Genomic DNA, 13467 nt, shown 5'->3' with positions numbered 1-13467 from the left:
ACAAGATGCTGAAGATGAATCACCGCGACCGGGAGATCCTGCTGTCCACGCCGCTGATGTCGGGACTCAATCCGACGCTCGCCCGTCGCGTCCTCGAAAGCGCCGCCGTATTCGGCGCCGAGGCGAAGGACGTCCTGTTCCGCGAGGGCGCGGAAGCCGAAAATTTTTATGTGGTTCTCTCCGGTTATGTCCGCCTTTTCCGCCTGTCGCGCGAGGGCAAGGAAGCCGATATCGGCGTCTATGGTCCCGGTGAGACCTTCGGCGAATGCGCGATGTTTCTCGGCTGCAAATACGCCTTCAACGCCCAGGCCGCCGAGCCCGTCACCTTGGCCCGCTTCGATGTCGCGAAAATCCGTCAGATCATGGCCGAGGAGCCCGAATTCTCACTGGCGCTTCTTCAGGTGCTCGCCCATCATTTGCAGGACGCTCGCGAGAACGTCGCCAACGACCGGCTGCACACCGCCCCGCAGCGTGTGGCCAATTATCTCCTGGAAATGATGCAGGCCAGCGGCTCCGGCAATTCCAACTCCTTCCGCCTGCCCTTCCAGAAAAGTCTTCTGGCCGGCAAGTTGGGCCTTGCGCCGGAAGCGTTGTCGCGCGCCTTCTCGATGCTCAAGACATCGGGCGTGTCTATCCGTGGGCGTATGGTGCAGATCACCGACGCCGAGGCGCTGCGCCGCATCTGAAACGAATGACGGCAAAATAAAAAGCCCGGCGCGGGAGGAGGTGCGCCGGGCTTGATCATGACAGACAGCTTGGGAGGAGGAGCGCTATCCGTCGTCGTCAGAGGTTTGGGAGGAGGAGTAACCGTCTGACAGTTATCAAGCTAATGCTGCGTCGCACAAAAATCAAGAGTTTATTTCGCAGCGCGAAGAAATTCGTGTTCACGACTTCGTGAGGCGTAGCGAAGACCAAACGTCGGCCCCTCTCGATGCGCATGCACGGCGACCGCGCGCCGACCGATCAGCGAACCCAACCTCTTCGAAACATTGAAAATATGAGGCTTGTGGAGCGGGTGAAGGGAATCGAACCCTCGTATTCAGCTTGGGAAGCTGCTGCTCTGCCATTGAGCTACACCCGCTCGGTGACCGTTCAATGTCATCACTTCTCCTCATGTGTCAAGGTGAAACGATCGGCCTTAACCCGGTGGAAGGAACGGCGCCTTATCCTGCATCCGTCGTGAACCGGAGCGAGGCGATGATTGCAATCAGACTGGCGGAGATCATGAGCGCGCTCAGCCATGCGCTCGACCTCACCGAGGGCCAGCCGCAGGGTCATTGCATCCGAGTGTGCCGGATCGGCATGACCATCGGCGCGCGGATGGGCTTGTCCGAAAAAGCGCTCGAAGAACTCTACTATACGCTGCTGCTCAAGGATCTCGGCTGCTCCTCGAATGCGGCCCGCATCTGCGAACTCTATCTCGCCGACGACCTGCGCTTCAAACGCGATTTCAAGCTGGTGGGTTCGAGCCTCAGCCAGGTTCTCGGCTTCGTCATCAGCCATACCGGCCTGCAGGCGGGCCTCGCCGAGCGCTTCCGCTCCGTTTTGAACATCCTGAGAAACGGCGGCGCCATCGCGCAGGAAATGATCGAAACCCGCTGCCAACGGGGCGCAGAGATCGCCCGAATGATGCGTTTTTCGGAGAATGTGGCGCAGGGCATACTCGATCTCGACGAACACTTCGATGGCGGCGGGCGTCCGCAAGGATTGAAGGGACAGGACATCTCGATTTTCGCCCGCATTGCGCTGGCTGCCCAGGTCATCGATGTCTTCTTCATGAGCGCCGGCCCCGAGGCGGCGACTGCCGAACTCCGGTACAGGCGCGGAGCCTGGTTCGATCCTGACGTCGTCGACGCCTTCCTCTCCGTCGCCGATTGGCATTTCTGGGACGATCTGGCGAGCCCCGATCTCGAAACGCGCATTCTGGCGCTCGAACCGGGCAACACGCTCCGGCTTGCCGACGAGGATTATCTCGACGACATCGCCGCCGCCTTCGCCCAGGTCATCGACGCCAAGAGCCCCTACACCTCCGGCCATAGCGATCGCGTCGCGCTGTTCACGGATCTGATCGCCGAAGAAATGGGCTATGATCTGTCCGCTCGGCGGCGCATCAAACGCGCCGCGCTGCTGCATGACATCGGCAAGCTCGGCGTCAGCAATTCCATCCTCGACAAGCCCGGCCGCCTGGAAGGCGAGGAATGGGAGGCGATGAAGCGGCACGCCTCCTATTCGGAAGAGATCCTGTCGCGCATCGGCGCTTTCGCCGATCTCGCCCGCATCGCCGGCGCCCATCACGAGCGGCTGGATGGCAAGGGCTATCCGAGAGGGATTACCGGTGAAGCGATCTGCGCCGAAACCCGCATCATCTCCACCGCGGACGTCTTCGACGCGCTGACGGCCGATCGCCCCTATCGCGCCGCCATGCCGGTGGAAAAGGCGTTCGCCATCCTGCGCGACGGCGCTGGGCAAGCGCATGATCCAGCCTGTATCGAAGCGCTCGAACGCGCGATTCGCCGCGCCGATCTCGCAGGCGCCAAACAGGCGGCGTGATCAGTCCTGTGCGCGAAAATGCTTGGAGAGCTTGAGGCCCTGCGCCTGGTAATTCGAGCCCAGCCCGGTCCCGTAGAGCGCCTCGGGCTTCTCGCACATATGTTCATAGACGAGCCGGCCGATGATCTGGCCGTGATCGAGAATGAAGGGCACGTCATGGCTGCGCACTTCCAGCACCGCGCGCGCGCCCGCCCCACCCGCCTCGACATGGCCGAAGCCGGGATCGAAGAAGCCGGCGTAATGCACGCGAAATTCGCCCACCAAGGGATCGAACGGCACCATCTCGGCGGCATAGAGCGGCGGCACATGCACCGCTTCGCGGCTGACGAGAATGTAGAATTCGTCGGGATCGAGGATCAGTTCGTTGCGGCCGCGGCTGTAGATCGGCTCCCAGAAATCATAGATGTCATGGGCGGCCTTGACATCCACGTCGATCACGGCGGAATGGCGCTTGCCGCGATAGCCGACCAGACCGTCCGCGCCCGAGCCCATCAGGTCGATCGACAGCGCGATCGACGAGCCTGATATGACGGGGCTCTCGGCGGCGACCAGCGTCTCGGCCAGATGCAGCGACAGCATTTCGTCTTCCCGGAGAAGCGACTGCCCCTCGCGGAAGCGGATCTGCGACAGGCGCGAACCGCGCCGGACGATGATCGGGAAGGTCTTCGGCGAGATTTCGAGATAGAGCTGCCCGCAATAGCCCGGCGCGATCTGGTCGAATTCCTGGGCATAATCGGTAATCACCCGCGTGAAGATATCCAGCCTGCCGGTGGAGCTCTTGGGGTTGGTCGAGGCCGACAGATGCTGCGGCAGATCGATCGTCTCCAGCAACGGCACGATATAGACGCAACCCGTTTCCAGCACGGCGCCCTCGGTCAGATCGACCACATGCAGGCTGAGCCGGCTCAATTTGTCGGAGACCCGCTTGCTCGGACCCGGCAGGAAGGAAGCGCGCACGCGAAAGGCTTTGGCGCCCAGGCGCAGATCGAGGCTGGCCGGCTGGATCTGGTCGTGATCCAGCGGCTTTTCGGCCTTCAGCCGTCCCTCGTCCCAAAGCGCCCTGATCGCGCGATCCGCCAGAATTCCTGCCATCTCAACCTCTATTTTTGTCGGGACAATAGAAATCCCCCCTTGCCGACGCAAGCGCGAATCGAGTCCGATTGACCTCGAAGACCGTTTGAGATATGGCCATCCACGGAATTCGTGGTGATTTGGCCGGCCGGCTTGCAGCCACGTTAAACAACTTGCTAAAAAGGCCGGGTTCTGATGGAAACCGGCCTGCTTTTGCGGCCGGTTTTTTGTGTTGAGGTGGTTCACATGAACAAGAATTGGCGGCCGGCGACGAAACTCGTGCATGGCGGAACGCAGCGGTCGCAATATGGCGAAACGTCGGAAGCGATTTTCCTGACCCAGGGCTTCATCTATGAGACCTCGGAAGCGGCCGAGGCCCGTTTCAAGGGCGAGGATCCCGGCTTCATCTATGCCCGCTATGGCAGCCCCACCAATGACATGCTCGAAAAGCGCATGTGCATGCTCGAAGGCGCCGAAGACGCCCGCGCCACCGCCTCGGGCATGGCCGCCGTCTCCGCCGCCATCCTCTCCCAGGTGAAGGCCGGCGACCATATCGTCGCGGCCCGCGCCCTGTTCGGCTCCTGCCGCTGGGTGGTGGAGACGCTGGCGCCGAAATATGGCGTCGAATGCACCCTGGTCGACGGCCGCGACCTCGCAAACTGGGAAGCCGCGATCCGCCCCAACACCAAGGTTTTCTTCCTCGAAAGCCCGACCAATCCGACGCTCGAAGTGGTCGACATCGCCGGCGTCGCCAGGCTCGCCAACCAGATCGGCGCCAAGGTCGTGGTCGACAATGTCTTCGCCACCCCGCTTTTCCAGAAGCCGCTGGAGCTCGGCGCACATGTCGTCGTCTATTCCGCCACAAAACATATCGACGGCCAGGGTCGCTGCCTCGGCGGCGTCGTGCTGTCCGACAAGCAGTGGATCGACGAGAATCTGCACGACTATTTCCGCCATACCGGCCCGGCCATGTCGCCCTTCAACGCCTGGGTTCTGCTGAAGGGCCTGGAAACCATGGCGCTGCGCATCAAGCAGCAGACCGAAAACGCCGCCCGTGTCGCCGATTTCCTCGCCAGCCACCCCAAGGTCGAGCGGGTGATCTATCCCGGCCGTCCAGACCATCCGCAGGCCGACATCATCGCCCGCCAGATGACCGGCGGCTCTACGCTTGTTGCGTTCGAGCTCAAGGGCGGCAAGAAGGAAGCCTTCACGCTGCAGAACGCGCTCGACGTGGTGCTGATCTCCAACAATCTCGGCGACGCTAAGAGCCTGATCACTCATCCGGCCACCACCACGCACAAGAACCTGACCGACGACGCGCGCGCGGAGCTCGGCATTTCCGCCGGTCTCTTGCGCCTGTCGGCCGGCATCGAAGACGGCGACGATCTGATCGAGGATTTCGAGCGCGCTTTGGACGCGGTCTGATCCTTCAAGAGCGGGTCAGCCCGGCGACCGGAGGCGCTTGCGCGTCTCCGACGGGCTTTCCCGGAATTGCAGCCGGTAGGATCGCGAAAAAGCCGAGGCGGAATTGAAGCCGGTTGCCGTCGCGATCTCCGCGAAGGACGCCGGCGTCTCGATGACCTTGCGCCGCGCCGCGTTCAGCCTCAGCGCCAGATAATGCACATGCGGCGTCACCCCGAAGGACTGGTTGAACAGGCTCTGCAGATGCCGCGCCGATAGCCCGCTTTTGCGCGCGAGCTTTTCCAGCGACAGCGGCTGGTCCACCGTCTCCTCCATCAACCGCACGGCTTCCGAGATACGGCGATCGATGATGCCCGGCGCGGTCGGCGGCGACGGCAGGAGATCGCGGCCTCCCCCATCCCGCTCATAGATGAAGGAGCGCGCCACTTCGAGCGCCATGGAATAGCCGTGGCCGCGACGGATGATCTCCAGCATCAGATCGAGCGTCGGCACCGCGCCGGCGCTAGTCATGCGTTTGCGGTCAATGACATAGCGCTCCTTGACCGTGCCGATCTCCGGGTAGCGCGCGGTGAAATCGTCGAAATCTTCCCAATGCACCGTCGCCTTGTGATCATCCAGCAGGCTCGCTTCCGCCATCAGCCAGGCGCCCGATTCGACGCCGACGATCACATCGCGATGCCGGGCGGTGCGCGACAGCGCCATCCTAATCGCCGCCGTGGCGCTGCGTTGCCAATTATAGCTCGCGACGACGAAGAGAGGCTGCGCATCCCGCTCCGGCTGGAAGGCGCCGGACACCGGGATGGATATACCGGCCGTCGTTTCCACCGGCTTGCCGTCCGGGCTCAGCAAGCGCCAGCGATAAAGCGTGCGGCCGGCGATGCGGTTGGCGGCGCGGATCGGTTCGATCACCGCCGACAACAGGATCATCGTCGTCTCGGGAAATGCGAGAATATCGAGGTCGGTGATTTGGTCAGCAGGGTCTAACATAAGAGCTTCCGATTATGTTTAGAATATTGCGCCATTTGCAAAGCAAAGCAAGCGCCCCCGGCATTGAATGCGCATCAAGGCTCCGAAGGAGGAACATTCATGCCGCTGACTATGAACCGCGACGTCTTCATCACCTGCGCCGTGACCGGCTCCGGCGACACCGCCGGCAAATCGCCGCATGTGCCGCGCTCGCCGAAGGAAATCGCCGACTCCGCCATCGAAGCCGCAAAAGCCGGCGCCGCCGTGGTTCATTGCCATGTGCGCGATCCCGAGACCGGCGCGCCGTCGCGCCGCAACGATCTCTACAAGGAAGTCACCGACCGCATTCGCCAGTCCGAAGTCGATGTGGTCGTCAACCTGACCGCCGGCATGGGCGGCGACATGATTTTCGGCGATGTCGAAAGCCCGCTGCCGCTGAATCCGCAGGGCACCGATATGGCTGGCGCCACCGAGCGCGTGTCGCATGTTGCCGAATGCCTGCCGGAAATCTGCACGCTCGATTGCGGCACGATGAACTTCTCGCTCGGCGATTACGTGATGACCAACACGCCCTCCATGCTGCGCGCTATGGCCAGAAAGATGACCGAACTCGGCGTCCGCCCCGAGATCGAGGCTTTCGACACCGGCCATCTCTGGTTCGCCAAGCAGCTGGTGGAAGAAGGCTGCATCGAAGACCCGGTGCTCATCCAGCTCTGCATGGGCATTCCCTGGGGCGCGCCCGATGATCTCAACACCTTCATGGCCATGGTCAACAATGTGCCTGCGAACTGGACCTTCTCGGCCTTCTCGATCGGCCGCAACGCGCTCGCTTATCCCGCGGCGGCGGTGCTGGCCGGCGGCAATGTCCGCGTCGGTTTGGAAGACAATCTCTACCTCTCCAAGGGCGTGCTCGCCACCAACGCCCAGCTGGTCGACAAAGCCCGCAGCGTCATCGAAGGCATGGGCGCCCGCGTGATCGGCCCGGCCGAAGTGCGTGAAAAACTGAAGCTGACCAAGCGCTGAGGGGGAGCCGACATGACTGCGAAAATCAACAAAGCCGCCTGCATCGGCGGCGGCGTCATCGGCGGGGCCTGGGCTGCGCGTTTCGTGCTGGCCGGCATCGACACCGCGATGTACGACCCGCATCCGGAAGCCGAGCGCATCATCGGCGAAGTCATGGCCAATGCCGAGCGCGCCTATAGCCTGTTGACGGCCGCGCCGCTGCCGCCCAAGGGCAAGCTGACCTTCTACAAGACGGTCGAAGAGGCTGTCGCCGGCGCCGACTGGATCCAGGAATCGGTACCGGAGCGCATCGACCTCAAGCGCAACGTCATCACCCAGATCGACGCCGCCGCCGATCCCAAGGCGCTGATCGGCTCCTCCACCTCAGGCATCATGCCGACCGAACTGCAGCGGGATATGAAGCATCCCGAGCGCATGTTCGTCGCCCATCCCTATAACCCCGTCTATCTGCTGCCGCTCGCCGAACTGGTCGGCGGCCAGAAGACGTCTCCGGCGGTGCTCGAAGACGCCAAGGCCAAGCTCGCGCCCATCGGCATGAAAGGCGTCATCCTGAAGAAGGAAATCGAGGCCTTTGTCGGCGACCGCCTGCTCGAAGCTGTCTGGCGCGAAGGCCTGTGGCTGATCCAGGACGACATTTGCGACACCGAAACGCTCGACGACGTGATCCGCTATTCCTTCGGCATGCGCTGGGCGCAGATGGGCATGTTCGAAACCTATCGCATCGCTGGCGGCGAAGCCGGCATGCGCCACTTCATCGCCCAGTTCGGCCCCTGCCTCTCCTGGCCCTGGACCAAACTGATGGATGTGGTGGACCTAACCGACGAACTGGTCGACAAGATCGCCAGCCAGTCGGACGCGCAATCGGGCGCTTACGGATTCCGCGAATTGGAGCGGATCCGCGACGAAAATCTCGTCGGGATCATGCAGACGTTGAAGGGCTCCAATGGCGGCCAGGGTTGGGGGGCGGGCAAGCTGCTCGCCGATTTCGAGGCCCATCTCTGGAAGCATGCGCCGAAGCCCGCAGCGCCCGATCTGTCCCAGCCGATCCGGCTTATGGACCTCAAGGTGCAGCCGTCCTGGGTCGATTACAACGGCCACATGACCGAGTTTCGCTACACCCAGTGCTTCGCCGACTCTGCCGACGCGCTGCTGCGCCTGATCGGCGTCGACATGACCTATGTCGAAGCCGGCCACAGCTATTACACCGTCGAAAACCATGTGCGGCTCTTGGCCGAGACCAAGCTCGGCGAAGCGCTTTACACCAAGGCGCAGATCCTGCCGTCTGATGGCAAGAAGCTGCATACATTCCTATGGCTCTACCGCGCCTCGGACGATTCTCTTGTGGCGACCTGCGAGCATCTGATGCTGCATGTGTCCTCGAGCCAGAGCAAATCGGTGGCCCCGCTGCCCGAGGTGATGGCGAAGCTGCAGCCGCTGATCGACGCGCATTCCAAGCTGCCCATACCAGAGGGTGCGGGTCGGTCTGTGGGGCAGAAGAAGTAACGGAAGAGCGAGAATTACCCCCTCTGCCCTGCCGGGCATCTCCCCCTCAAGGGGGAGATTGGATGTGGCGCTCACCGCGCCAACCAACCGGCCTTTCGGCTGGGCGAGCGGGAAAATGGAATCCACTCTCCCCCTTGAGGGGGAGATGTCCGGCAGGACAGAGGGGGGTTGCGCGGCGCCCTCCATACAAGGAGGGAACACGATGAATTTTGGACTGACCGAAGAACAGGACATGATCGTCAACACGGTGCGGAGCTTCGTGGAGACGGAACTCTACCCCCTCGAGGACCAGGTCGAGAAGCAAGGCTTCGTGCCCCCGGAAATGGGCCAGGAGATCGCCCGGAAGGTCAAGGAACTCGGCTTCTTCGGCTGCAACATGCCCGAAGATGTCGGCGGCGCCGGCCTGGATCACCTGACCTTCGCCCTGGTCGAACGCGAACTCGGCCGCGCCTCGATGGCGCTCACCGTCTTCTTCGGCCGTCCCTCCGGTATTCTCATGGGCTGCAACGCCGACCAGCGTGAACGTTATCTGATCCCCGCCACCAAGGGCGAGAAGTTCGATGCGCTCGCCATGACCGAACCGGGCGCCGGCTCGGACGTGCGCGGCATGAAATGCTTCGCCAAACCCGATGGCGACGACTGGATCGTCAACGGAACCAAGCATTTCATCAGCCATGCCAATATCGCCGATTTCGTCATCGTCTTCATCGCCACCGGCGAGGAAGAAACACCGCGCGGCCCCAAGAAGCTGATCACCTGTTTCCTGGTCGATCGCGGCACGCCCGGCTTCGAAATCCGCGAGGGCTATAATTCAGTCTCCCATCGCGGCTACAAGAACTGCATCCTCAATTTCGACGATTGCCGCCTGTCCTCGGCGCAGATCCTCGGCGAAGTCCACAAGGGCTTCGACCTCGCAAACGACTGGCTGTACGGCACGCGGCTCACGGTGGCGGCCAATTGCGTCGGCCGCGCCCGACGCGTCTTCGATTACTGCGTGCCCTACGCCGCCGAGCGCAAGCAGTTCGGCAAGCCGATCGGCGCCAACCAGGGCGTTTCCTTCAAGCTCGCCGACATGATCACCGAAATCGACGCCGCCGATTTCCTGACCCTGCACGGCGCCTGGCTGCTCGACCAGGGCAAGCCGTCCAACCGCGAGATTGCCTCGGCCAAACTCTACGCATCCGAAATGCTCGCCCGCGTCACCGACCAGGCCATCCAGATCTATGGCGGCATGGGCCTGATGGACGACCTGCCGCTCGCCCGCTTCTGGCGCGACGCCCGCGTCGAGCGCATCTGGGACGGCACCAGCGAGATCCAGCGGCACATCATCAGCCGCGATCTGCTCCGGCCGTTCGGGGCTTAAGGTCTTATGGCGGGCTCCATAAAGACCCCGCCCCAAACCCCTCCCCACAAGGGGGAGGGGCTTAATCTGCCGCACTCGGTCCGCCCCGCTTGCCGTTTCAGCGACCAGAAGCGCGGCTTGACAGCGAGGCGACTGCTCCGGGTTGGCCCCTCCCCCTTGTGGGGAGGGGTTTCGGGGCGGGGTCCTAATCTATGGAGCATGCCATGAAATCCCTCTCCCCCGATTCCCTCTCCCGCCTGATCCGCCCGAAATCCATCGCCGTGTTCGGCGGCAAGGAGGCGGGCCGCGTGGTCGAGCAATGCAAGAAAATGGGCTATCAGGGCGAGATCTGGCCCGTCCATCCCACCAAACCCGAGGTACATGGCTATCCCTGCTACCGCTCGGTCGCGGATCTTCCGGCCGCCCCTGACGCGGCCTTCGTCGGCGTCAACCGGCTGCTGACCATCGACATCATGCGCGAGTTGCGGGACCGCGGCGCGGGCGGCGCGATCTGCTATGCCTCGGGCTTTTCCGAAGCGGTGAAGGAACTGCCGGATGGGCATGAACTTCAGGCGAAATTGGTGGAGGCCGCCGGCGACATGGCCGTGGTTGGGCCCAATTGCTACGGCTTCATCAACATGCTCGATGGCGCGCTGCTCTGGCCCGACCAGCATGGCATGGTGAGAACCGATCGCGGCGTCGCCGTGCTGACGCAAAGCTCCAACATCGCTTGCAACATTTCCATGCAGGCGCGCGGCCTGCCGCTGGCCTATTTGATGACGGCGGGCAATCAGGCGCAGACGGGGCTCTCGGCGCTGGCCGTAGCCGCGCTTGAAGACCCGCGCGTCACCGCTGTCGGCCTGCATATCGAAGGCTTTGACGATATCGAGACGCTGGAACTACTCGGCCGACGCGCCCGCGAGCTGAAAAAGCCGGTGATCGCGCTGAAGGTCGGCAAGTCGGAAGCGGCGCAAAAAGCGACCGTGTCGCACACCGCCTCGCTCGCAGGGAATGACAAAGTGTCGTCAGCCGTGCTCGACCGGCTCGGCATTGGCCGCGTCGAGACGCTGCCGGAGCTTCTGGAAACATTGAAACTCCTGCATCTCTTCGGCCCGCTTGCGGACAACACCGTCTCCTCGATGAGTTGCTCGGGCGGCGAGGCCTCGCTCGTGGCCGACGCCGGCGAAAACCGCGACATCGTCTTCCGCGACCTGAAGCCCGAACAGTTGCCGGTGCTGCGCGAGACGTTGGGTCAGATGGTCACGCTCTCCAATCCGCTCGATTACCACACCTTCGTCTGGGGCAATCGCGACAAGCAGACCACCGCCTTCTCGACCATGATGCAGGGCGACTATGCGCTCAATCTCATCGTGCTCGATTTCCCCCGCGCCGACCGCTGCGACCCCGCCGACTGGATGATCACGGTGGATGCGGTGATCGCCGCCAAACAGGCGACCGGCGCCCATGCCGGCATTGTCGCCTCGATGGGTGAGAACCTGCCGGAGGACGTGGCCGTCAGGCTGATGGCTGAGGGCGTCGGCGCGTTCTATGGCATCAACGAGGCGCTGGCAGCGGTGGAGATCGCCCATCGCATCCACCGCGCCTGGTCGCGCCCTGCCCCGCTTCCGCTGCTGCGCGCAACCGTAAGCGAAATTGAACCTAAAACCCTGACCGAACATGCGTCAAAGCAGGCGCTCGCCCCCTTCGGCCTGCCGGTTCCCAAGGGCCAGTTCGCGGCCACACCCGAAGCCGCAGGGAAGGCCGCCGCCGAGATCGGCTTCCCCGTGGCGCTCAAGGGCTCGGGGGTGGCGCACAAGACCGAAGCCGGCGCGGTCAAGCTCCATCTCCGCTCCGAAGCCGAGGTCCTCGCCGCCGCCGAGGCGATGCAATCGGTGGCGCAGGGCTATCTGGTGGAAGCCATGGCCAGCAAGCCGGTCGCGGAACTCATCGTCGGCGCGATGCGCGACGCCGTCGTCGGTCCTGTGCTGACCGTGGGCGCCGGCGGCATTCTGGTGGAGCTGATGGAGGACAGCGCCGTGCTGACGCTGCCGACGACGAAGGAAGAGATCGAGCGCGCATTGCAGGGCCTCAAGATCGCCAAGCTTCTCAACGGCTATCGCGGTCAGGCCAAGGCCGACATGCCCGCCCTGATCGACGCCATCGCCGCCGCCGCCGATTTCGTCATCGCCCATGCGGCCACGATCGAGGAACTGGACATCAACCCGCTGATGGCGCTGCCCGACGGCGTGGTCGCGGCGGATGCGCTGGTGAGCGTGAGGGCGTAAAAAGGCTCATGGTCGTCATCCTCGGGCTTGTCCCGAGGATCTGCCGCAGCTTACGGTTTGGCTCAGCAGATGCTCGGGACAAGCCCGAGCATGACGACCGACATATGAACCGGCTGTCATTTTTGTCTTCAATCAGGCTCATGCCTGGAAAATGGAGAGCGCACAGATGATGGGATGCCACTGGGGGCTTGTACTGAGCCTTTTGCTCTTTGCCACAGGCGTCGTCTGCCAGACGATCTGCGGTTTTATGGCAATGAAATACCTTTCGAAGGAATACAATGACGCCATAAGAAGCGCGATTGATCCCTCTCGCAGCGACATACCACGCAACGCCCGTTTTGCATTCGACCGCGCCGCCTGGACTCATCCGAAAACAAGATGGTGGGGTGCTGTCAGTATGGCGCTGATCATCTCGGCGCCAATCGTGTTTTGGCTGACGGGCAGCCAATAACTTGAGCAACGACAATCTAGGGCAATCACGGGAGACCCACATGACCGACACCCCCATCAAGACCCGCCGCGAGGGCGGCGTTCTCGAAGTCACCATCGACCGGCCCAAGGCCAACGCCATCGATCTCATCACGTCGCGGATCATGGGCAAGATCTTCCAGGATTTCCGTGATGACGACAGCCTGCGGGTCGCCATCATCACCGGCTCCGGACCGAAATTCTTCTGCCCAGGTTGGGACCTCAAGGCGGCCGCGGCCGGTGATGCGGTGGATGGCGACTACGGCGTCGGCGGTTTCGGCGGCATGCAGGAATTGCGCGATCTCAACAAGCCGATCATCGCCGCCATCAACGGCATCTGCTGCGGCGGCGGGCTGGAGATCGCGCTGTCGACGGACATGATTCTCGCCGCCGAGCACGCCACCTTCGCCCTGCCCGAAATCCGCTCCGGCACGGTGGCCGACGCCGCCTCCATCAAGCTGCCCAAGCGCATTCCCTATCACATCGCCATGGATATGCTGCTGACCGGCCGCTGGCTGGATGCGCAGGAGGCGCATCGCTGGGGCTTCGTCAACGAGATCCTCGCCGCCGACCGGCTGATGGAGCGCGCCTGGGAGCTCGCCCGCCTGCTCGAAAGCGGCCCGCCGCTGGTCTACGCCGCCATCAAGGAAGTGGTGCGCGAGGCGGAGGGCTCGAAATTCCAGGACACGATGAACAAGATCACCCGCCGCCAGCTGAAGACGGTGGATGTGCTCTACGGCAGTGAAGACAATCTCGAAGGCGCCCGCGCCTTTGCGGAAAAGCGCGATCCGGTCTGGAAGGGCCGCTGATCCAGACGTCGGCGGCATTCGACGCGTC

At 63.1% G+C, this 13467-nt stretch carries 11 protein-coding genes, 1 tRNA gene and 1 riboswitch; of the genes, 9 read left to right on the top strand and 3 right to left on the bottom strand.

Translation table 11 applies throughout. The features are described from left to right. The first annotated feature begins 5 nt into the window (after nt 1–5). Entirely contained in the window at nt 6–686 is a 681-nt protein-coding gene (locus OCK01_RS09385) for a Crp/Fnr family transcriptional regulator (protein ID WP_182829391.1), read from the top strand. A gap of 321 nt (nt 687–1007) precedes the next feature. On the opposite strand, the gene OCK01_RS09380 is transcribed toward OCK01_RS09385, so the two are convergent. Next, nucleotides 1008–1081 (bottom strand) — tRNA-Gly (locus OCK01_RS09380). Nucleotides 1082–1197: 116 nt separating this feature from the next. On the opposite strand from OCK01_RS09380, the gene OCK01_RS09375 reads away from it, so the two are divergent. Further along, on the top strand, nt 1198–2550 hold the full coding sequence (locus OCK01_RS09375) for an HD-GYP domain-containing protein (RefSeq protein WP_263823710.1): 1353 nt from the start codon (nt 1198–1200) through the stop codon (nt 2548–2550). Here OCK01_RS09375 and OCK01_RS09370 read toward each other — a convergent pair whose 3' ends face one another. Continuing rightward, nucleotides 2551–3642, bottom strand: a complete 1092-nt coding sequence (locus OCK01_RS09370) for a 2'-deoxycytidine 5'-triphosphate deaminase (protein WP_263823709.1) — start codon at nt 3640–3642, stop codon at nt 2551–2553. It lies immediately after the preceding gene. 101 nt (nt 3643–3743) lie between these two features. Further along, nucleotides 3744–3822, top strand: a riboswitch (SAM riboswitch). A 45-nt stretch (nt 3823–3867) separates the two neighbouring features. Between OCK01_RS09370 and OCK01_RS09365 the strand changes: the two genes are divergently transcribed. Beyond that, nucleotides 3868–5046 (top strand): O-succinylhomoserine sulfhydrylase, encoded by a 1179-nt coding sequence (locus OCK01_RS09365; protein ID WP_263823708.1) that lies wholly within the window; start codon nt 3868–3870, stop codon nt 5044–5046. 15 nt (nt 5047–5061) lie between these two features. Here the strand turns inward: OCK01_RS09365 and OCK01_RS09360 are convergent, their stop codons facing one another. Next, nucleotides 5062–6030 (bottom strand): GlxA family transcriptional regulator, encoded by a 969-nt coding sequence (locus OCK01_RS09360; RefSeq protein WP_263823707.1) that lies wholly within the window; start codon nt 6028–6030, stop codon nt 5062–5064. Between the two features lie 99 nt (nt 6031–6129). Here OCK01_RS09360 and OCK01_RS09355 point away from each other — a divergent pair, with 99 nt between their 5' ends. From OCK01_RS09355 to OCK01_RS09330, 6 genes are all read left to right on the top strand, one after another. After that, entirely contained in the window at nt 6130–7032 is a 903-nt protein-coding gene (locus OCK01_RS09355) for a 3-keto-5-aminohexanoate cleavage protein (protein ID WP_263823706.1), read from the top strand. Nucleotides 7033–7044: 12 nt separating this feature from the next. Beyond that, entirely contained in the window at nt 7045–8535 is a 1491-nt protein-coding gene (locus tag OCK01_RS09350) for a carnitine 3-dehydrogenase (RefSeq protein WP_263823705.1), read from the top strand. A gap of 202 nt (nt 8536–8737) precedes the next feature. Further along, the gene (locus OCK01_RS09345) at nt 8738–9898 is read left to right on the top strand and encodes an acyl-CoA dehydrogenase family protein (RefSeq protein WP_263823704.1); all 1161 of its coding nucleotides are present in this window, start codon (nt 8738–8740) and stop codon (nt 9896–9898) included. 203 nt (nt 9899–10101) lie between these two features. After that, on the top strand, nt 10102–12162 hold the full coding sequence (locus OCK01_RS09340) for an acetate--CoA ligase family protein (RefSeq protein ID WP_263823703.1): 2061 nt from the start codon (nt 10102–10104) through the stop codon (nt 12160–12162). 166 nt (nt 12163–12328) lie between these two features. Then, the gene (locus OCK01_RS09335) at nt 12329–12613 is read left to right on the top strand and encodes a hypothetical protein (protein WP_263823702.1); all 285 of its coding nucleotides are present in this window, start codon (nt 12329–12331) and stop codon (nt 12611–12613) included. 40 nt (nt 12614–12653) lie between these two features. Further along, entirely contained in the window at nt 12654–13439 is a 786-nt protein-coding gene (locus OCK01_RS09330) for a carnitinyl-CoA dehydratase (protein WP_263823701.1), read from the top strand. Nucleotides 13440–13467 lie beyond the last annotated feature (28 nt).

The sequence above is a fragment of the Rhizobium sp. TRM95796 genome (genome assembly GCF_025779995.1).
In the GTDB taxonomy this organism is placed as follows: domain Bacteria; phylum Pseudomonadota; class Alphaproteobacteria; order Rhizobiales; family Rhizobiaceae; genus Rhizobium_E.
Note: the sequence above shows the minus strand (reverse complement) of the source record. Positions and strands in the feature narration are given on the sequence as shown.